The organism is Listeria floridensis FSL S10-1187 (assembly GCF_000525875.1).
Taxonomy (GTDB): Bacteria; Bacillota; Bacilli; order Lactobacillales; family Listeriaceae; genus Listeria; species Listeria floridensis.
In genome coordinates, this window is sequence record NZ_AODF01000022.1 from 1 (window position 1) to 19,971 (window position 19,971).

A 19,971-nucleotide genomic window follows, 5' to 3' on the forward strand; every position below is an offset into this window, starting at 1 on the left:
TTTTTTTTCTGTCTGAACTTGAAATAAACGGCGCCCAGTAAAGTTTTCTTCTTCAATCAATTGTCCGAGAAAAGTATCCAAATATTTTTTGGCTTCTGTATAAAAGGCTTTTTTGCTTCTCCTCATAAGCTTTATCAATCCGTTCAGCAATCACTTTTGTGAGAGTAGCGTTCTCTACTTCAACTGCAAAGCTTTCTCGACTGAACGAAGTTGTGAAAACTAATTTACGAAGTTCTTCTAGTTGATTAAACTCTGCTTTCAATTTGATCAAGTCCCGTTTCAAAGAATGTTCTTCTCGCAAAAGTCTCGAAAGCTCTTCACTTGTACTTTCTCTCTCGTTGCTCATTTTCATCATCCTCCACTTATTTTTAAGTGTTCTTTTTCTCTTCCTTCATTTTAACACCCTTTGTTTCGAAAATCTGTGACAATTTAATGAACCTTTCTGAAAATTAAACAAAAATCATGAAAAAAATACCGTCCTTGGGTCAGAATAGCCCAAGAACGGTATTTATTTTACAAATCGCTTCGTAATTAACTTGAAAATTTCCATCAAAATAACAGATGCTAATGCAAGAGCTGTAGCAATTCCCCATTCATACAGTCCAAAATTTGCAGGAATCGAAAATATTTCACGTATTCCAGGAATGATTGTAACTGCATAAAGGACAAAGCAAAGCAATACAGCGCCGATCACAAATTTATTTGAGAAGAAACCTGCTCCAAACGCAGTTTGTGTATTTGAACGTGCTGCAAAGGTTTGAAGTGTACGTGCTAGAATTAAAGTTGTAAAGGCCATCGCAACACTCATTTCAGGACTAATTCCTAAACCGATAAACTGTGAAACAATCACGGCCGCACCGATCAAAATACCACGAATCAGAACAGCTCGCATCGTACCGCCGGCAAATATTCCTTCACTCATATTGCGTGGTTTTCGTTTCATCACATCTGGTTCCGCTTTTTCCATACCAAGTGCTATTGCTGGAAGCGAATCGTTAACTAAGTTGATAAACAGCAATTGCAGAGCTGTAAAAGGATTCACCCAATTCATGATCAAAGCGAATAAAATGGCAATAATAGCTCCTAGATTTCCGGCAAACAAATAACTGATCGCTTTTTTAATGTTGTCAAAAACGGTACGTCCAACTTCGACCGCATCGACAATCGAAACAAAGTTATCATCGGTTAATATCATAGCGGCAGCATCTTTAGCCACATCCGTTCCACTACCCATCGCCACGCCGATATCTGCTTGTTTGAGTGCTGGTGCATCGTTTACTCCATCTCCGGTCATTGCAGTAATTTTATTCTTTTTCTGCCAAGCTCGAACAATTCGGATTTTGTTTTCCGGTGAAACACGTGCATATACAGCTATATGTTCAAGTTTCTGTTCTAGTTCTACTTCGCTCATTGCGTCTAGTTCTTGTCCAGTGACAGCAAAGTCGTCTTGCTCGACAAGCCCGATATCTCGTCCGATAGCCTCCGCGGTTGTTTTATGATCACCTGTAATCATGACGGTGCGGATACCGGCTTTTTTGGCTTCTTCAATTGAGGCATATACGGCTTCACGCGGCGGGTCAATCATAGCTGTGAGCCCGACTAGGACGAGGTCATGTTCATCTTCAAGTGTGATTTCGGTTTTATTTTCTGGAAGACGTTTGTAGCCATAAGCGAGTACGCGGAGTGCTTGTTTTGAAAAGTTCTCATTGGTTTCTTGCAAGTTTTCCAAGATAACTGGTGTGATTGGAACTTCTGTACCATTCTGATAGATATATTTGGCACGGCTGAACATTACATCCGGTCCACCTTTTGTAAGCATCGCTTTATGTCCATCGAAGGTATGAACGGTTGACATCAATTTGCGGTCAGAGTCAAATGGTATTTCTGTTTCACGCATAAAGGAGTTACGAATTTCATTGTAATCTTGATTTTTAGCTTGGCTGAATGAAAGTAGCGCTACTTCGGTTGGATCGCCAAGTTCTTTGCCTTCTTCGTTGATCGCTGAATCATTGCAAAGTACTGCAATGTAAATTAAACGTCTTTCTGCTTCTGTCCATTTTTCCGGTTCATCTGGGAAGCTCGCTTTTGTTCCGTCAGGCAAATAATAGTCTACTACGGTCATTTTATTTTGTGTAAGGGTACCTGTTTTATCGGTACAAATTACACTGGTTGAGCCAAGTGTTTCAACGGCCGGCAGTTTGCGAATAATGGCATGTTGTTTTGCCATTTTATTTGTACCGACGGATAACACGATGGTGACAATTGATGATAAGGCCTCAGGGATGGCTGCCACGGCAACTGCTACAGCAAACATGAAGGCATTCAAAATCGCTTGTGTGGTATCAATTTGCGAGTTCGCTCCAAGGAAAATTCGGCCCGCCTCCACGGCGAAAATCAGTATACAAAGCACCAGAATGGCTAACCCCAATTTTTTACTAAAACTTTCTAATTTTTGTTGGAGCGGTGTTTGTTTAGCCTCAGCTGTTTCAAGCAGACCGGCAATTTTTCCAATTTCGGTATTTGCCCCAGTTGATGTGATGACGACTGTTCCTCGTCCATAAGCAACAAGCGAACTACTATATACCATATTGATTCTGTCACCGATCCCTACGTCTTCTGAGAGCGGTTCTGTTATTTTTTCTACGGTTTCAGATTCACCAGTGAGCATTCCTTCATCAACTTTGAGTGAGCCGCTTTCAAGCAGACGCCCATCTGCTGGTACGTAATCGCCAGCGTCCAGCAAAACAATATCGCCAGGAACGACTTCTCGTGCGTGAATAGTTTGTTTTTCGTTATCCCGAATCACTTTTGCTGTCGGCGCTGACATTTCTCGCAGTGCATCGAGCGAGCTTTCGGCTTTTCTTGTTTGAACGACACTGATAATCGCATTTATGATTAATACGACGAAAATAATGATAGATTCGATCACTTCTCCTAGCACAAGTTGAACGAGTGCAGCAATCACAAGTACAATTACCATTGGATCACGAAAGGTTTCTAGAAACAACTTCCAAAGCGGAACTTTCTTTTTTTGTTTCAATTCGTTATAGCCAAAGGTCTGAAGTCGATCTTTGACAGTGTCGCTCGTTAGACCGTTTTGGCTTGTTTCCTGCTCTTCCAAAACAGCAGCGGCAGTTTTTTTATACGGTTCCAAGAATTGGGACAGCTCCTTCCAAAATTATCCTTATCTTTTAAGTATAGCAATTTCTATGGTCAGCTTCTAACAATGCTAAATTAATTTACACAATCTTAACATTCGTATTTCCCTCTATAGAAAGAGTAAAACCGTCCTTGATCGTTCAAGAACGGAAATGCGGATTTTCTTCTTTTTTCGAAATAATTTTGGGGACTTCTCGTCCAGATATAAAGGTTAACAGCGAGCCAAGCAAAATAACAAGGATACCTGCTGAAGTTTCAAATGTAATGGGTTCATGTAAAATGAATAATGCAAGAATTGGTGCAAGTGCCGGCTTGATGAAGAACACGAGCGAAGCAAGCGTAAGGCTTGTTTCTTCCATTGCAAGAAAATAACTAGCAAAGCCGATTCCGGTCACGCCAACTCCAAGGTAAAGTAGCATTGGCATGCTTTCAAGTGTAACGCCGGATAGAAATGGGATGCGGCTGAAAACTGCAAAGCCGCTTGTGGATAGAAAATTAGCAATGGATGGAATGTGGCTAAGCAGCATGAGAAATCCAAGTTCAAAAGCACCGATCAGAAAGGAAAAGCAAGTTGTTTCGATCCCGCCGTAACGCCATTTTTTTGTTCCATAACGGCTGATTACGCTGTAAACGGCGAAAAAGACGGCAGCGAGTAGAGCGAGCGTAAGGCCAATTGGGTCGCTAAGGGAAAATGGGTTCATGATGATCAAAATTCCGCCAAGGCTCACAAAGAGCGACAGCACGACTAGTCGAGTTAGCTTTTCCCGTAAAAAAACAGCAGCTAGGATTAAAACGAAAACGGGGTTGCAGCTGAAAAGAATCGCGACGGTTGAAGCCTTGGTGTAGCCAATTGCGAGTTGAAAGAAGGTCATGCTTACGACGATGCAGAAAAATCCGGTCAGAGCAAAAAAACCGAATGTTTTCAGAGTGAAGCGCCGCTCTTCGTTGCGCCAGCGCTTAAGGGCAAGCGGAAGTAAGATTATTCCTCCAATTAAAAAGCGTAGAAAATTTAATTCAACTGGATTGAAGGTGCTCCCAGAAATTTTAATTGCAATTTCCATGGTGCTGAATAGAAAAGTCGCTAATAGAATGTATAGATAACCTTTTTTCATGTTTTTAAGCCTCTTATCTCTTTTTATCAATTTCATTTATATTGTATACTTAAAAATAATTGTAAACAAATCATTAATTAGAATACATTGATGTGTTTTTTGCATAACGGAGGTTTAAAAATGGATTTTAATCAGTTGCACTACTTTATCGTTACAGCGGAAACGGAGCATTTGACGCTTGCTTCTGAACGGCTCGATTTATCGCAATCTGCGCTTAGTCGAGCGATTCAAAATCTTGAAAGCGAGCTTGGTGTTCTGTTATTTGATCGAACGGGGCGAGGAATTAAGCTGAATCATTTCGGCAGACAGTTTTATCACCGTGCTCTTGATTTAACGGAAAAATTGGCTTTTGCGCAAAAAGAACTGCTGCATTTGGCTGATCCCGATTTTGGGATGATTACGCTTGGTTTTACACATACTCTTGGTTTTTCTTTTGTTCCTGAGTTATTAAAGGGTTTTCGACAAGCCCATCCTAAAAATCAATTTTCATTTCGTGAATCAAGAACAAACGAACTACTTGAGCTTGTGAAAAGTGACGAGCTTGAGATCGGGCTTGCGGTGAAGGAAACAACGGATACAAGTTTGACTGCTTTTCCAATTGCTACAGAAAAGATGGTTCTGCTTTTGTCGCATGAACATCCCTTGTCCCCTCAATCAGATTTTGATTTCAGCACATTTACTCAGGATACTTTCATTCACTTTGACCGAGGTACTTCTACCCGTTTGCTTGTGGATCAATATTTAGCAAAGCATAAAGCTGTTTTTGCCCGCACGATTGACGGGCTCGAGATCGCAAGTATCCTTGGACTTGTTGAAGCTAATATTGGAATCGCTATTGTGCCACAATCTGTTGTTCGTCATTTAACCCACATCCGGGTTTATCCGCTTGAACTCGAACGAACAGTTTATGCGGTTTATAAAAAACAAGGTTTCTTAACAGATGCTGCTAAACGCTTTTTAAGTTTTTTGATGCAGATGAACAACAAAAGATGAAGCGCCGGCCGGCGCTTCATCTTTTGTTCGCTTACTAAGAAAATCGTCTGATAATTGTTTTAAGGGGTGGCATTTTAGCAATGCGGTGTTTTTCTTTTAATTCTTTACCCTCAAAACTTAAATAGCCTTTTGCTTCCTCCCAAACAATTTTACCCGGAAGCGGTGCTGCATCAGGATCAACGTAAGCGTCGATAATCACTGGAACATTATCTTGTTCTGCCTTTTCTAAAGCTCGTTCCAGTTCCTCGCGTGTTTCAACATGATACCCTTTGCCACCGCAATTTTCTGCGAATCCCGCGTAATCAATGTTCGGCAAGTCGATTGCATAATTTAATTCGCCAGCCGATTGCTGTTCGTATTTGATGAAGGATAGTTCTTGATTGTTTAAGACGATCACGATCATTTTCATTTTGTAGTGGACGGCTGTTACAAAATCTTGCATCACCATCGAAAATCCACCATCGCCTGTTAGTGCTATGACTGGCTTATCTGGATAAGCGCGCTTTGCAGCTATGGCACCGGGCAGTGCGCAACCCAATGTTCCAAGCCAAGCCGAGGTTAAAAAGCGATTCTCTGTTCCAATGTGTAAGTAGCGAGTACTCCACACGGTTGATGTTCCTACATCAATTGAAAAAATGGTTTCTGGTGTCGCAATTTTTTTTAATTTCTGCCATGACAGCTTCTGGTGCAAGTGGTTTACTATCCTTCTCTTCATCTTCTTGCATCCATTTGTTCCAATTTTCCATGTTGTTTTGGCAGGCTTTTAGGAATGGGCGGTCTGAAACGCCTTCTGTACGTTCATTCCAATCTGCTAAAACTTCACGCATATCTCCAACAATTTCAACGCTTGCCGGATAACGTTTACTCATAATACTTGGATCAATATCAACTTGAATACACGGAATCGACTTTTTCGGCAAGTAATCTACGTAAGGATAATCATTTCCAAGCATTAGTAGCAAATCTGCTTCTTGCATAGCTTCATAGGCAGGTTTTGTGCCGATTTTCCCGATATTTCCTAAGTAATTAGGATGGCTGTCGGATAATGCGCCGCGCGCGCGCAATGTAATGATTGTCGGGATACTCCATTTTTCTGCAAAGCGCTGCAGTTCATCTTTAGCACCCATTGTACCTGCCCCAGCAAGGATAACAGGTTTTTTTGCCGCGTGAAGAAGTTCCACAGCTTCATCAAGTTTTCGAGCATCTACTACTGGACGCACTGGATGATAGTCTCTTTTTTGTAGCGCCTTCGATGGAATATTTTTGGTTAAGATGTCGTTTGGAATTGTGAGGACAGCAACCCCATTTTCACGATAAGCCGTTTCAATCGCTTGGTCTGTCACTTCAGCGATCGTGTCAGCCGACTCAATTTGCTTGTTATATACGGCTACGTCACTAAATAAATTCGGCAGGTCTACTTCCTGAAAATATTTGGTATTGGCGAATTCTGTTGTGACTTGACCGGCTAAAACGAGCATCGGTACTCGGTCGAGTTTAGCATCATACATTCCGTTCAAAAGGTGAATGGCACCTGGCCCTCCAATTGCAAGTGCTACACCGATTTTCCCTGTCAACTTCGCATAGGAAGCCGCCGCAAGAGTCGCTACTTCCTCATGACGTACGTGGATAAAATCAATCTGTTCTTGTTCTTTCCTAAGCGCTTCAACGACGGTATCAATCGAATCACCAGGTAATCCGTAAACATGATCTACTCCCCAATTTTTAAGTACTTCTACTAACACTTCACTGCCTTTTGTTTTCATCTCAACTGTCCTTTCCTATCTGAAATTGTCTTCTCTCTTATATTGTGTTGCCATAAATTGGTTTTCTGAAACATTTTTTCAGAAATTCACATTTTCTAGCTTCAATGTAAACATAACTTGGAAATTCATTATTTGATGTAAACATGTTCATTTTTTTCTTTCCTAAATCATTTATAAGGCAAGAGCTTCTATGTGGATGCAAGTCTTTTTGCCAACCTTTTTTTATCCTTGTATACATTGAACTTGACTACATTCAGCTCGACATTTAGACTAAGAGTAACAATAGGAATAGACTAGGAGGTTATCTATGAAATTTTTAACGAAAATCAATAAATATGTCCCGCTCTTTCTTCAGCTTACACTCAATATCGGTTTGATTCTCGTTGGAATGACGCTAGTTGTGTTTTTAATTCGCGAATCATTCATGATTTTTACAAACTTATTTGTAAAAGATTCGGTTACGTCGTACTATGACATGATCGAAGATATTTTGATTTTCTTTCTTTATTTCGAGTTTATCGCGCTTATCATTAAATATTTTAAATCTGGCTATCATTTTCCGCTGCGTTACTTTATCTACATTGGGATCACTGCGATTGTCAGGCTTATTATTGTCGATCACTCTGATGCGCTTGCGACACTCATTTTAGCTGGTTCAATCTTACTTTTAGTTGCGGCTCTTTATCTCGCGAACACGAAACTTTTAAAGCGCGAGTAAAGCCGCTTTTTTTTATTTTAAAGAGGTGATTCTGATCGATTTTTTTGATTTTCTTCGTACACTTAGTTTTGGTTTTGCCAATATATCAGTGCTTGTATTCGGTTATTTTCTGCTTGCAAGGGTCACTCAGTTCCAATTTAATCGTCAGCCTGATTTTCAAATCAAGTTTATGGCTGTACTTTTCAGTGCGATATTCGGCTTCTTTTTGATGAATATCTCACTATCTGCCGGCGGCTATCGTATTGTTGATTTGGAATGGATTTTTATCATCTTGAACTTCTTCTATTTTGGTGCTCCTACAGCTTTTTTCACGAGCTTGATTATTGGCGTTGAACGTTTCTTAGCGAACGATCCGGAAATCGCTACAACCTACTTGCTGATGTACTTAGGCACCGCTATAATTCAGCTCATCGTAATGCCACTTGTGAAGCGGTATAACAGCGAACTCGTGCGACTTCTGATCATTTTTGCTGCAACTTATATTCCGCTCGTTTTTGCAAGTGTCTTAATTATTCCAAGCACAACAAACTCCATTCTTTTTGAAATTGTTATTTACTCTGTGTTAGGTGCCTTCACTTGTTATTACATTGTGACTGACCTAACGAAAATCGGGAAACGTTTCAACTTCTTCGAACAAACCTCCAAATTTGATTTCCTTACAAAAATCGGCAACCGTTATTCGTATGATTTACGAATCGAACAACTATGCAAACAAAATCGGTTCTACTTGTTTTTACTTGATATTGATCATTTTAAATTGATTAACGATCAATATGGTCATGACATTGGCGATTTGGCATTGAAGCTGTTTGCTGAAAAATTAACAAGAATGTATCCCGATTCCGTTTACCGGCTTGGCGGTGATGAATTTGCAATTGTGCTTGATTACAGTTCTCCGTTCAACATCGAAGCGGCTAAGCGTACTATCAAAAATGAAATTAAAACGATTGCTATTGACTTGCCGAATAATGAAACACTTTCTTTATCTACATCTGTTGGGGCTGCCCAAGCTTTTCCAGGGATTTCAGCTAACGAACTATACCGAATGGTCGACCAAAAATTATATGAAGACAAAAAAACCAAGATTTAGCACACCACTCTTGAAAATGTATAGACCAATTCATTTTAAAAAACAATCCAGTTTGTTGATATAACATATTCTATAAGATATACTATGATAGTATAAAACTATACCAATATAACATTCTGGAGGTCGATGAAACTTGGATCAAAAAGGTCTGAAGTATTTACGTCTGTTGGCAAAAAATTACCCGACGATTGCTAAAACGGCAACAGAAATCACAAACTTAGAAGCTATTCTTAATTTGCCGAAAGGAACGGAACACTTTTTAAGTGATATTCACGGCGAATACAGCGCTTTTGAACAAGTGCTTCGAAATGGCTCAGGTGTCGTCAAGCGAAAAATCCGCGATGTTTTTTCGGAAGAATTAAGTGACGAAGAGATCAATACCTTGGCAACAATCGTCTACTATCCGGAGCAAAAGATCGATTTGCTACTCGCGGAGCTCGATGACCCCAATCCATTTTTTAAGGATACGTTATTTCGGCTCGTTGAACTTTGTCAGTACGTTTCTTCCAAATACACGCGTTCTAAAGTGCGCAAAGCGATGCCAGAAGATTTTGCTTACATACTCGAAGAATTGTTGCACGAAAACTACAATGAAGATGATAAGAGGCTCTATTATGAAGAGATTCTCGAAAGTATTATCGAACTTGATCGTGCTAAAGAATTTATTGCCGCTTTGTCGAAACTCATTCAGCGCCTTGTCGTCGACCATTTGCACATCGTCGGTGATGTTTACGACCGAGGACCGTATCCGGATAAAATCATGGACACACTGATGAACTATCATTCGCTTGATTTTCAGTGGGGCAACCATGACATGCTTTGGATGGGTGCTGCAGCCGGTTCAGCGGTTTGCTTGGCCAATGTCGTCCGAATTTCAGCGCGCTATCTCAATTTGGATATTTTAGAGGACAGCTACGGCATTTCGCTTCGTCCGCTCGCTCTTTTTGCGGATGAGGTTTACGGGGATGATCCTTGTGAATTTTTCCAGCCGAAAAATGAAGAAAACCTGGAATACAGCAATGCGGAAATCACTCAAATTTCCCGGATGCATAAAGCTATTTCGATTATTCAGTTTAAACTCGAAGGACCAATTATTGACCGGCATCCTGAATTTGCAATGGAAGGTCGTAAAGTGTTGAATTTCATCAATTACGCAAACGGAACAATCGACCTTAAGGGGAAACGTTACACGCTTCTCGAAAAAAACTTTCCAACGATTAACCCAGATGATCCATATGCGCTCAGCAAAGAAGAGCTGGAATTAATTCAAAAGTTAGTAGCTTCTTTTAAAAAACTGTGAACGCTTACAAAAACATGTTCAGTTTTTATATTCTAAAGGTAGTATGTTCTTAACTTATAATGGCAATCTGCTATACCATGGCTGTATTCCGCTTAACTCAGACGGCAGTTTTATGGAGCTCGAACTGCACGGTAAGAATTATTCCGGGAAGGAATTGTTTATTCAATTTGAACAAATTGCCCGTGAAGGTTATTTCCGCAATTCCGGTACAAAGGAAAAGGAATATGCACTTGATGTTACTTGGTATTTGTGGACAGGACCGGTTTCTTCTTTGTTCGGCAAAAGTGAGATGACGACTTTTGAACGTTACTTTGTGGCAGAAAAAGAAACACATCTGGAGCAAAAAAAACCCCTATTATGAACTGCGCAACAAGCCGGAAACCTGCGATATGATTTTGCGTGAATTCGGTCTTGATCCTTGCGGCCACATCATTAACGGACATACGCCGGTCAAGGAAGGCAAAGGCGAAAGCCCGATTAAAGCGGATGGTAAAATGCTTGTGATTGATGGTGGCTTTTCTCCGGCTTATCACAAAACAACTGGACTTGCCGGATATACACTGCTCTTTAACAGTTACGGACTCCAACTTGTCAGTCACCAGCCATTTACTTCAACAGAAGAAGCGATCAAAAATGAAACGGATATTTTATCAACACGGCAAGTTATCGAAACAGAAATTGAACGAAAACTCGTGCGCGATACTGATAACGGCAAGGAATTAATTCGCCAAGCCGAAGAATTGAAAGAGCTGCTCGAAGCTTATCGCAAAGGCTACTTGAACGAAACAAGCTGAGCGAAAATGTCATAAAACGTTCACAAATTGGCTAAACGGAGTTCTGATGCGGTTTTTAAAGTCTTCTCAAAAAAATAATAATAATTTGCAGATGCAACTTCTTGTAAATTCGCTATAATAGAAAGATAGCTAGTCCTTTTTCATTCTCGGAAAAGATTATCTATTACAAATCCCCAACACCTAAGATTCCCACAGATTTTAGGTGGATGTAAAAAAGCAGCTCCGCGGAGCTGCTTTTTTATTTATCTCATTGCTATTTAACGAAACGGAGCATAATCGCCCGAATAAAGTGAAAGAGCGGATAGACACTCACGATAAGCGGTACATAGATCATAACCATGTTGACATTTGCGAGCGATGCCAGATTGAAAATCCCACCCGCAAACAGGAACAGCATGACAAATGCAGTCATCAAGAGTGTAATCAAGATTTTAATTTTCAAATCAAATGGTTTTGCAACGGTAATTAAAGTCGTAAAACAAACCGTTCCTGTCAAAAGTACGCTGAGCGTCGATGTTTGTGCAAAACTTAAATGAGTCAGCCCGCCAAGCATATTGATGACAAGCACGTAGGTGACGACACAAATTGCGGCGGGTAGCGCATTATGCAACACTTTTTTTCAAAAAACTCGCCTTGGATACGCTTGTAGTTGGGTTTAATCGCTAGGAAGAACGATGGGATTCCGACTGTAAGCGATGAAATTGGGCTGAGTTGAATCGGCTGAAATGGATAACGGCTTGAAATAAATGTGTAGATAATTGTCAGGATAACAGAGTAAATCGTTTTAATTAAGTAAAGTGAGGCAACACGCTCGATATTATTGATAACGCGCCTGCCTTCTTTTAATACACTGATCATCGAATCGAAATTATTATTGATGAGGACAAAGTCTGCGACGCTTTTCGAGGCATCGCTACCTTCTGCCATAGCAATACTGCAATTTGATTCTTTTAAAGCGAGTACGTCATTGACCCCGTCACCCGTCATTGCAACCGTGTGACCTTCCGCTTGGAACGCTTGAACAAGATGCTTCTTTTGATGCGGTGTTACTCGACCAAAGACAATATAATTTTGAACAAGTTCGCCAAAGTCCGTATCATCACCGAGTTTACTCATATCGACATAGCGATCGCTGCCTTCGATTTCGGCTTGCTGAGCCACATTTGAAACAGTGGCAGGATTATCTCCTGAAATAACGCGAATTGATACGTCTTGCTCTTTAAAGTAGCGGAATGTGGCACGTGCTTCTTCTCGCAGTTCATCTGTAAGAAGAACCAATCCGACAAGCTCAAGTTCACTTGCTTCTTCTTTAGCGCCATCTGCCCTTTTAGCCAAACAAAGGACACGATAGCCTGCTTCAGCATATCCGCTTATTTGCTGCGTTTTTTCAGCCGGCAAGTCGTCGAAGATGAACTCAGGCGCTCCAATTAAATATGTGGCACGATTTAAAAAAGAAGCCCCACTCCATTTTTTATCCGAAGAAAATGGAAATAAAGCCGTCGTTTCCCATTCTGGGTCCGTTTTAAAGCTATTTTGAAGCGCCAGACTGGTAGAATTATTATCTTTTAACGCATAAATGACAGCGGAAATTCCCTCTTCAAGTTCTTTTGCATGATAACCCGATTCAGGTAAAATTTCTCTTACCTGTAAGTTGCCGTTCGTGATTGTTCCCGTTTTATCGAGACAAAGCACATCAACACGTGCAAGCGTTTCGATCGCCGGCATCGTTTTTACAAGCACTTTCTGCCTTGCAAGGTTGACTACACCAACTGCAAGAGCAATCGAAGTCAGGAGCACAAGCCCTTCTGGGATCATTCCGATCATCGCAGCGGCTGTTCCTAAAATCGACGCATTGATATCTCCGCTTTTTGAAAGCTGTGAAAAGAACAAAATTACGCCGAGCGGAACGATAATAAAGGCTAATACCTTGATAATCGTTTTGATCGCACGCAGCAGTTCGCTGTAAGCTGTCTTTTCTTGCTTAGCTTCTAGTGAAAGCTGTGAAACAAAACTGTCGGCACCAATTTTGACGGCTTGCACATAAGCCGTTCCGCTTAAAATAAAGCTTCCGGATAACACTTCTGAACCTCGTTCTTTCATGACGGCATCTGCCTCACCGGTAAGCTGCGATTCATCCACTTCCACGCCAGTTGTTTCAAGTACAACTCCGTCTGCACATGCTTGATCCCCGCGTCGTAGCACCATCACATCATCCAGCACGAGATCTTCCTGTTCGATTTCACGTTCTTTTCCGTCTCGAATAACACTGACTTTGCCTTGCGTAAGGATTGTGAGTTTATCAACTTGACGTTTCGCACGAATTTCTTGGAAAATCCCCATCGCAGTGTTACATAGTGCTACACCTAGAAATAATAGATTTTTATAGCTGCCCGTATAAATAATAAAGCAGGCAATCGTTGCATTGATTAAATTAAAAAGTGTGAGCGTGTTATCGGCGAAAATGCGCTTAATACTTCTCGTTAGCGGTTTTAAGGCATGGTTTTTAAGTCCAGCCTGAACACGCTTTGAAACGTCTTGTTCCGTTAGACCAATATGTGGATTTAGATCCTTCCTCTGTTCTACTTTTTTTTTCTTCCAAATCCATCACGCTTCCTTCAGTGAAATATACCCTTTCTTCTAAAATAGCAGATATTTAAAAATGAATCTATCCTTTTTACTTGTAAACTACAGAGCTTTTTTCTGTTTGACTTGGATAAACAAAATTCCCTCGAAACCAAGTCGGCTTTGAGGGAATTTAACTTACTATTGTTCTTGCTCGTTTTGTTTTGCTTTCCGGCGCTCCTCACGTGCTTTCTTCCGCGCTTCGCGCTCTGGATCAACCGGTTTCTCTGCCCGCGCCTTCTGCCGAGCGAGTTTTCTTTGTTCTTTTTCTTCCTCGCTCAGTTTCGGTTTATCGGAACTTGCAGCTCGAGCTTCCACCGATACATTTTGTTCCGGCAGTACTTTCGCTAAATCAAGCCCCGCCATTTGCGCATAGCGTTTAAAACGTCTGAGCGCATCGGCACGCGTTCCTTCGAAAATTTCTTTCGCCACATCCGGATTTGATTTATAAAGAGCAGAAAAACGCGTTTCCCGCTTCAAGAAATCAAGGAAAAGTCCAAAATTTGGTTTCTTAAAGTCCATCGCCATTGGATTTTTTCCTTTTTCAAGTAGATCCGGATTATAGCGATACAAGTTCCAGTAACCGCATTCCACAGCTTTGTCAGTCTCAGTCAGCATCGTCTTCATTCCTGCAGAAATCCCGTGGGCAATACAAGGCGTGTAAGCGATGATCAGAGAAGGACCATCAAATTTCTCAGCTTCCTCAAACGCTTTGATCATTTGTTTTTTATTCGCTCCCATCGCAACTTGCGCAACATACACATTGCCATAGCTCATCGCCATAAAGCCAAGATCTTTCTTGCCGAGGCGTTTTCCAGAAGCCGCAAACTTCGCAATAGCCGCCATTGGAGTTGCCTTAGAAGACTGTCCGCCGGTATTCGAGTAGACTTCATTGTCCATCACAAGCATGTTGACATCTTCGCCGCTTGCAAGCACATGATCAATTCCGCCAAAGCCGATATCGTAGGCCCAGCCGTCGCCGCCGATCATCCACTGCGAGCGTTTAATAAAGAGATCACGTTTTTCATAAATTTGTTCCAGTGCTTCTTTTCCGTTCATCTCAGCCAAAAGAGCAAGTTGCAAGTCTTCTGCCCGATCACGCGTTCCTTCCCCGACATTAAACCCTTCTTTCCACGCGTCAAATGCATGGCGTAAATTGTCAGAAAGGTCTGCTTCTAGAAGCACTGCATTCACTTCTTTCATCAAAGCTTCGCGCATCGTTTTGTTTGCAAGATACATACCGAAGCCGTATTCTGCATTATCTTCAAGCAGCGAGTTCGACCAAGCAGGGCCGTGTCCTTCGTGATTTACCGTGTAAGGCGTGGCAGGAGCAGAGGCCCCCCAAATTGATGAACAACCCGTTGCATTTGCGATCATCATCCGATCACCGAACATTTGCGTAAGCAGTTTGACATAAGGCGTCTCGCCGCAACCCGCACAAGCGCCAGAGAATTCAAGAAGTGGTTGTTCAAACTGACTGCCAGGTAGCGTATTTTTTTTGCCAGGATTTTTCTTTGGCGAAACTGACATGGCAAAATCCCAGTTTTCGCTTTCTTGTTCCACAACTTCATCGAATGGCTTCATCACAAGCGCCTTATCTTTTGCAGGACAAGTATGCGCACAAAGATTGCACCCGGTGCAATCCATCGGCGAAACTTGAATACGGTACCCGAGACCGTCCTTCCCGCGCATCTCACGCGTTATAAAGCCTGCCGGTGCCACTTCTTGTTCTTCCTCGTTCGCTAAAATCGGCCGAATTGCCGCATGTGGACAAACAAAGGCACATTCGTTGCACATCGTACAGTTCTCCGAGATCCACTCTGGAACTTCAAGCGCAATCCCGCGTTTTTCATAAGCAGCTGTTCCTTGGGGATAACTGCCGTCTGCCATACCGTTTTCAATCAACATTCCAATCGAAAGCTCATCGCCCTTAAGTGCATTCATTGGTTCCAAAATCTGCTTGACATAAGCCGGTTTTGCATCTGACTTCGTTTCATCATTAGCTTCAACAGCCACATTTTTCCAAGTTTCTGGAACTTCCACTTTTTTAAGGAAAGCAAGCGTCTGATCCATAGCCGCGATATTCTTTTCAGCGACACGCATATCTTTTTTACCGTATGTGCGAATCGCTGCTTCTTTCAACTCGTTAAATGCTTCATCAAAATCCATTACCTTGGACAATTTGAAGAACGCCGTTTGCATCACTGTGTTCATCCGCCGTCCAAGCCCAGCTTCATTCGCAATTTTAATCGCATTAATCGTATAAAACTGAATGTCATTTTCCGCGATATAGCGTTTCATTTTAGCAGGCAAATGCCGATCAAGCTGCTCGCCTTCCCAAACCGTATTCAGAAGGAAAGTCCCACCTTTTTTTAGTCCACTGAGAAGGTCATAGCTGTTCACATAAGCAGCCGTCGAACAAGAAACAAAATCCGGTTCATGAATCAAGTAAGCGGAGCGAATTCGATTTTGACCGAACCGCAAATGAGAAATCGTAAGCCCGCCTGATTTCTTAGAATCATACGAAAAATAGCCTTGAACATTTAAGTCCGTTTTATCGCCAATAATTTTAATTGCCGCTTTATTCGCGCCAACCGTTCCGTCAGAGCCGAACCCATAAAATTTGCACTGAATCGTATCCATGCTTGTCAAGTCTTTCTTCCCAACACCTGGGATTGAAAGATGCGTAACATCATCAATAATCCCTAGCGTAAAGCGCTGTTTCGGATTTTCGGCCATTAGGTGCGAATAAACGCCCAGTATCTGGTCTGGTGTCACATCTTTTGAACCTAAGCCGTATCGTCCTCCGATCACGCTCGGACGTGTTTCTGATTGATAAAGTGCGCTTTGAACATCTAAGAGAAGCGGCTCTCCGCCTGCCCCGGGTTCTTTTGTCCGGTCAAGCACAGCAACGCGCTCCACAGTTTTTGGCATTTTTTCTAAAAACACATCAGCCGGAAACGGTCTGTATAGCCGAATGTTCAGTAAGCCAACTCGTTTTCCTTCCTGACGCATCGTATCAATCACCTGCTCAATCACAGGTGTCACAGAACCCATCGCAACAATAACATCCGTCGCATTTGGATCTCCGTAATAATTAACGAGATCATAATTTGTACCACGTCTTAGATTGATTTCGTTCATATAATCACGTACAATCCCAGGAATTTCCTCATAATACTGATTGACCGTCTCACGTTGTTGGAAAAAGATGTCTGGATTTTGGTTTGATCCCGAAGTCGTTGGACGATTTGGCGTCATCGCGCGCGCTCTAAATTTTTCGAGCGCTTCTGGATCAAGCATCTCGCGCAGTTCCGAATATTCCAGCACCTCAATTTTTTGCAGTTCGTGACTTGTTCTAAAACCATCAAAGAAATTAATAAACGGCAAGCTGCCTTTAAGAGAAGCAAGGTGAGCTACAGCTGACAAATCCATTACCTCTTGAACCGAGCCTTCCGCAAGCATCACAAACCCTGTTTGCCGTGCTGCCATCACATCACTGTGATCGCCAAAAATGTTCAGCGACGCTGCTGAAATTGTCCGCGCCGAAACATGAAAAACAGTCGGCAAAAGTTCTCCGGCAATTTTATACATGTTCGGAATCATAAGAAGCAACCCTTGCGACGCCGTGTACGTGCTTGTGAGCGCTCCTGCTTTAAGCGAACCGTGTACCGTTCCTGCTGCCCCAGCTTCTGACTGCATCTCTACTACCTTCACTTTTTCGCCGAACAGATTTTTCTTTCCGCCAGCTGACCATTCATCGACCAGTTCTGCCATCGTCGACGAAGGTGTTATCGGATAGATTGCCGCAACCTCAGTAAAAGCATAAGAAATATGAGCCGCTGCCGCATTCCCATCCATTGTTTTCCGTTTTCGCATTTTTTTGCACTTCCAGTCTTCCTAGAGTTATGAATGAAACATATTCCTGTCCATTTTACACCAGTTCACCCAAACTCTCAATCCGATTCAAGATTTATTTTGACAGCTATTATTCCACCGTTACTTGAAAATACAACACGGATCCGATTTCTGTTGCTTTGATCGTCTCTTTCGCAATCCGCGCCGCTTTTTCTTCATCATCGATATTCGTTTCGAAGCTCATTTTCATTCCAGCTTCCTTCACTTTCTTAAACGTCACCCCGTCTTGATCATGTGCTTCGAGTAATTCCGTAATATAATCACGTTTCATTGGACAATTAATAATAATCACAGTAAAAACCTCCCAAAATTTTATTGTTAAAAAGCGGTCGTAGTAACCCTTCTTCTGGCCAAATCCAGCTAACAAATCAGCTGACGAAAACATTCCCGCCAGCTGAAATCGTATCTTTTTTTATTCTTTCATTTCTTCATCAGGCACTCCGACACGATTGGCCGAGATAACGAACGGCACCCAAATGACAAAAGCGACTATTAAGTTGATTAGTGATATCACTGGTGCCATCCAGTCTCCACCTGTTGCGAGGAATGAGTTAATAAGCGGCGGCATTACCCAACTACCGCAATTTTAACCGGACTTACAATTCCGAGCGTTGTCGCAAAGTACGCAATCGTTACCATCACAAGCGGTGCGACGATAAATGGAATCAAATAAATCGTATTAAGTACAATCGGCAAGCCAAACATTACCGGCTCATTGATATTAAAAATACCTGGTCCAAGCGAGAGCTTGGCTACTGCCCTAGAATCTGCTCGTTTCGAGAAAATCAAAAGAGCGATAATAAGTACAATTGTTCCGCCTGATCCGCCCATCCAAACATACGAGTCGAACGAGCCGCGAACCCATTCAAATGGTAACTCTGCTTTATCTTGCGCTGCCGAAATATTTTGCAGTTGAGCTGTTCCCCAAAGTGATTCGAGTACTGGAGCCAGCACATTCGGGCCGTGAATCCCAAAGAACCACAACAATTGAACAAGGAAAGTCACGAGTAGAACTGCACCGTATCCTTGCGACAAATCAAGCAGAGGTTCTTGAATTGATTTAGAAATCCAAGAAATAACATCCATATTCGTAATTTTAAAGAATGCCCAATCAATAATCCCCACAACATAAAGTGCAATAAGAGCCGGGATAATCGCGGCAAAAGCTTTACTTACTGCCGGCGGAACCGATTCCGGCATTTTAATCGTAATTTTGCGAAGCATCAATTTTGCATAAATAATAGTTGAAAGGAAACCAAAAATCATAGCGGTGAATAGACCCGTTCCATTTACCTGCCCCATATTAAAGAAGCCATAAATCCCAGCAAATTCGCTAGGCAAACTAGACGGATCAAAGTTCGCATCGGCAGCTTTGAGCGCGCCAGTCACTGTATCCAAGCTGACAGTCACTGTTAAGTTCATAACAAAAGCTACAAGTGATACAAGTCCACCGGCTAAGCGATCCACATTATAAACCTTTGACAAGTTATATCCCAGTGAAAAGGCAAAAATAATCGAGACAATCGCGAGCGTTCCATTATACACATAACCGTTAATATCCACGACAGGCTGCATTACTTCAATAAACTTTGTCCAGCCCCAATCCGTTGGAAAATCTCTAAAAAAGGCGTTCAGTAGTACGGCAATCGAACCTGCCATCGTAATCGGCATCGTCGAAATAAAAGCATCACGTAATGCTACTAGATGCTTTTGTGACCCAATTTTTGCTGCGACGGGTACAAAATATTTTTCTAAAAAAGCAGTCAAACCATTCATCTTAATCCTCCCTTTTCCTTTGATGTATGTCCATTCTTAAGAGCCTGCTCCCCTTTTTTATCTCAAATCCCTTTTTAAATGAAAAGGCTTTCAAAAATAAACGACTCTACTCACCCTTCTATAATTAATCAGCCCTCCTTCTTTAAAAATAGAGTATATAAAATCCAATAGTGTATATTGCAAATATTATTCCAAGATTTACTTTGCGTTAACCAGCATTTCGTACACTTTTCCGAATTACACACTTAATTAAAATGTGTGCGATTAAATTACACACGACCATTTTCGCTACTTCTAAAAGTTAGGAGATTCATTCTAACATGTATTTCGCAGCAAGCATTGTCACTTAGTAACATCTTCTGGAATTCTTTTTGAATTTTATGTGACTAACTTGATTGACACAGCGTCCAACTGATTTGGAAAAATAAATTGGCATGCGGTATTTTTCATGATGAGCTGCACAAAAAAAACAGAGCTGCCTTTTTCTGTCAGCTCTGTTTTTGCACCATAATCAGGTGCTCGCAACACTCTATTTTTCATCTAAAAATTCACTGATCAATTCGTACGTTTCATCCGCAGCTTTTGAATCTGTTTCAAGGAAACCATGTGTAACTCCATCTAGTCGTTTTGCAAATACTGGGACTGATGCGTCCTTTAATTTTTTCGCATATGCCTCACCTTGATCTCGAAGCGGATCATATTCAGCAGTTGCAACAAAAGCTTTTG

General features: G+C 41.7%; 11 protein-coding genes and 3 pseudogenes. 4 read left to right on the forward strand and 10 right to left on the reverse strand.

Annotation, left to right across the window (positions count from 1 at the left end; genetic code table 11):
- Positions 1–52 precede the first annotated feature (52 nt).
- From MFLO_RS09050 to MFLO_RS09060, 3 genes are all read right to left on the reverse strand, one after another.
- Positions 53–346, reverse strand: a complete 294-nt coding sequence (locus tag MFLO_RS09050) for a hypothetical protein (RefSeq protein WP_036097628.1) — start codon at positions 344–346, stop codon at positions 53–55.
- 162 nt (positions 347–508) lie between these two features.
- Positions 509–3,154, reverse strand: a complete 2,646-nt coding sequence (locus MFLO_RS09055; protein WP_036097630.1) for a cation-translocating P-type ATPase — start codon at positions 3,152–3,154, stop codon at positions 509–511.
- A gap of 145 nt (positions 3,155–3,299) precedes the next feature.
- Entirely contained in the window at positions 3,300–4,271 is a 972-nt protein-coding gene (locus MFLO_RS09060; RefSeq protein ID WP_036097631.1) for a DMT family transporter, read from the reverse strand.
- A gap of 120 nt (positions 4,272–4,391) precedes the next feature.
- Here MFLO_RS09060 and MFLO_RS09065 point away from each other — a divergent pair, with 120 nt between their 5' ends.
- The gene (locus MFLO_RS09065; RefSeq protein WP_036097632.1) at positions 4,392–5,264 is read left to right on the forward strand and encodes a LysR family transcriptional regulator; all 873 of its coding nucleotides are present in this window, start codon (positions 4,392–4,394) and stop codon (positions 5,262–5,264) included.
- A 34-nt stretch (positions 5,265–5,298) separates the two neighbouring features.
- Here the strand turns inward: MFLO_RS09065 and MFLO_RS09070 are convergent.
- A pseudogene (locus tag MFLO_RS09070) lies at positions 5,299–7,027 on the reverse strand (pyruvate oxidase).
- A 307-nt stretch (positions 7,028–7,334) separates the two neighbouring features.
- Between MFLO_RS09070 and psiE the strand changes: the two are divergent.
- The 3 genes and pseudogenes from psiE (at position 7,335) to MFLO_RS09085 (ending at position 10,929) form a co-directional block, all read left to right on the forward strand.
- Entirely contained in the window at positions 7,335–7,745 is a 411-nt protein-coding gene (psiE, locus tag MFLO_RS09075) for a phosphate-starvation-inducible protein PsiE (RefSeq protein ID WP_036097633.1), read from the forward strand.
- 25 nt (positions 7,746–7,770) lie between these two features.
- A complete protein-coding gene (locus tag MFLO_RS09080) occupies positions 7,771–8,835 on the forward strand; it encodes a GGDEF domain-containing protein (protein WP_036097634.1) in 1,065 nt (354 codons plus the stop codon).
- A 133-nt stretch (positions 8,836–8,968) separates the two neighbouring features.
- Positions 8,969–10,929: pseudogene (locus MFLO_RS09085) on the forward strand (fructose-1,6-bisphosphatase).
- Positions 10,930–11,182: 253 nt separating this feature from the next.
- On the opposite strand, the gene MFLO_RS16420 reads toward MFLO_RS09085, so the two are convergent.
- The 6 genes and pseudogenes from MFLO_RS16420 to MFLO_RS09110 form a co-directional block, all read right to left on the reverse strand.
- Positions 11,183–11,497: a hypothetical protein gene (locus tag MFLO_RS16420; RefSeq protein WP_241433605.1), complete on the reverse strand. Its 315-nt coding sequence runs from the start codon at positions 11,495–11,497 to the stop codon at positions 11,183–11,185.
- Positions 11,467–13,269, reverse strand: coding sequence for an HAD-IC family P-type ATPase (locus tag MFLO_RS09090; RefSeq protein ID WP_241433606.1), 1,803 nt, complete (start codon positions 13,267–13,269; stop codon positions 11,467–11,469). Before MFLO_RS09090 ends, MFLO_RS16420 begins: the two co-directional genes overlap by 31 nt.
- Positions 13,270–13,692: 423 nt before the next feature.
- Positions 13,693–17,430 (reverse strand): pyruvate:ferredoxin (flavodoxin) oxidoreductase, encoded by a 3,738-nt coding sequence (gene nifJ, locus MFLO_RS09095; protein ID WP_036097636.1) that lies wholly within the window; start codon positions 17,428–17,430, stop codon positions 13,693–13,695.
- 109 nt (positions 17,431–17,539) lie between these two features.
- Positions 17,540–17,761 (reverse strand): hypothetical protein, encoded by a 222-nt coding sequence (locus MFLO_RS09100; RefSeq protein ID WP_036097637.1) that lies wholly within the window; start codon positions 17,759–17,761, stop codon positions 17,540–17,542.
- A gap of 120 nt (positions 17,762–17,881) precedes the next feature.
- Positions 17,882–19,245, reverse strand: a pseudogene (locus MFLO_RS09105) (PTS sugar transporter subunit IIC).
- A 529-nt stretch (positions 19,246–19,774) separates the two neighbouring features.
- Positions 19,775–19,971 (reverse strand): alpha/beta hydrolase fold domain-containing protein (locus tag MFLO_RS09110; protein ID WP_036097639.1); only part of this gene is annotated, 197 nt, incomplete at its 5' end.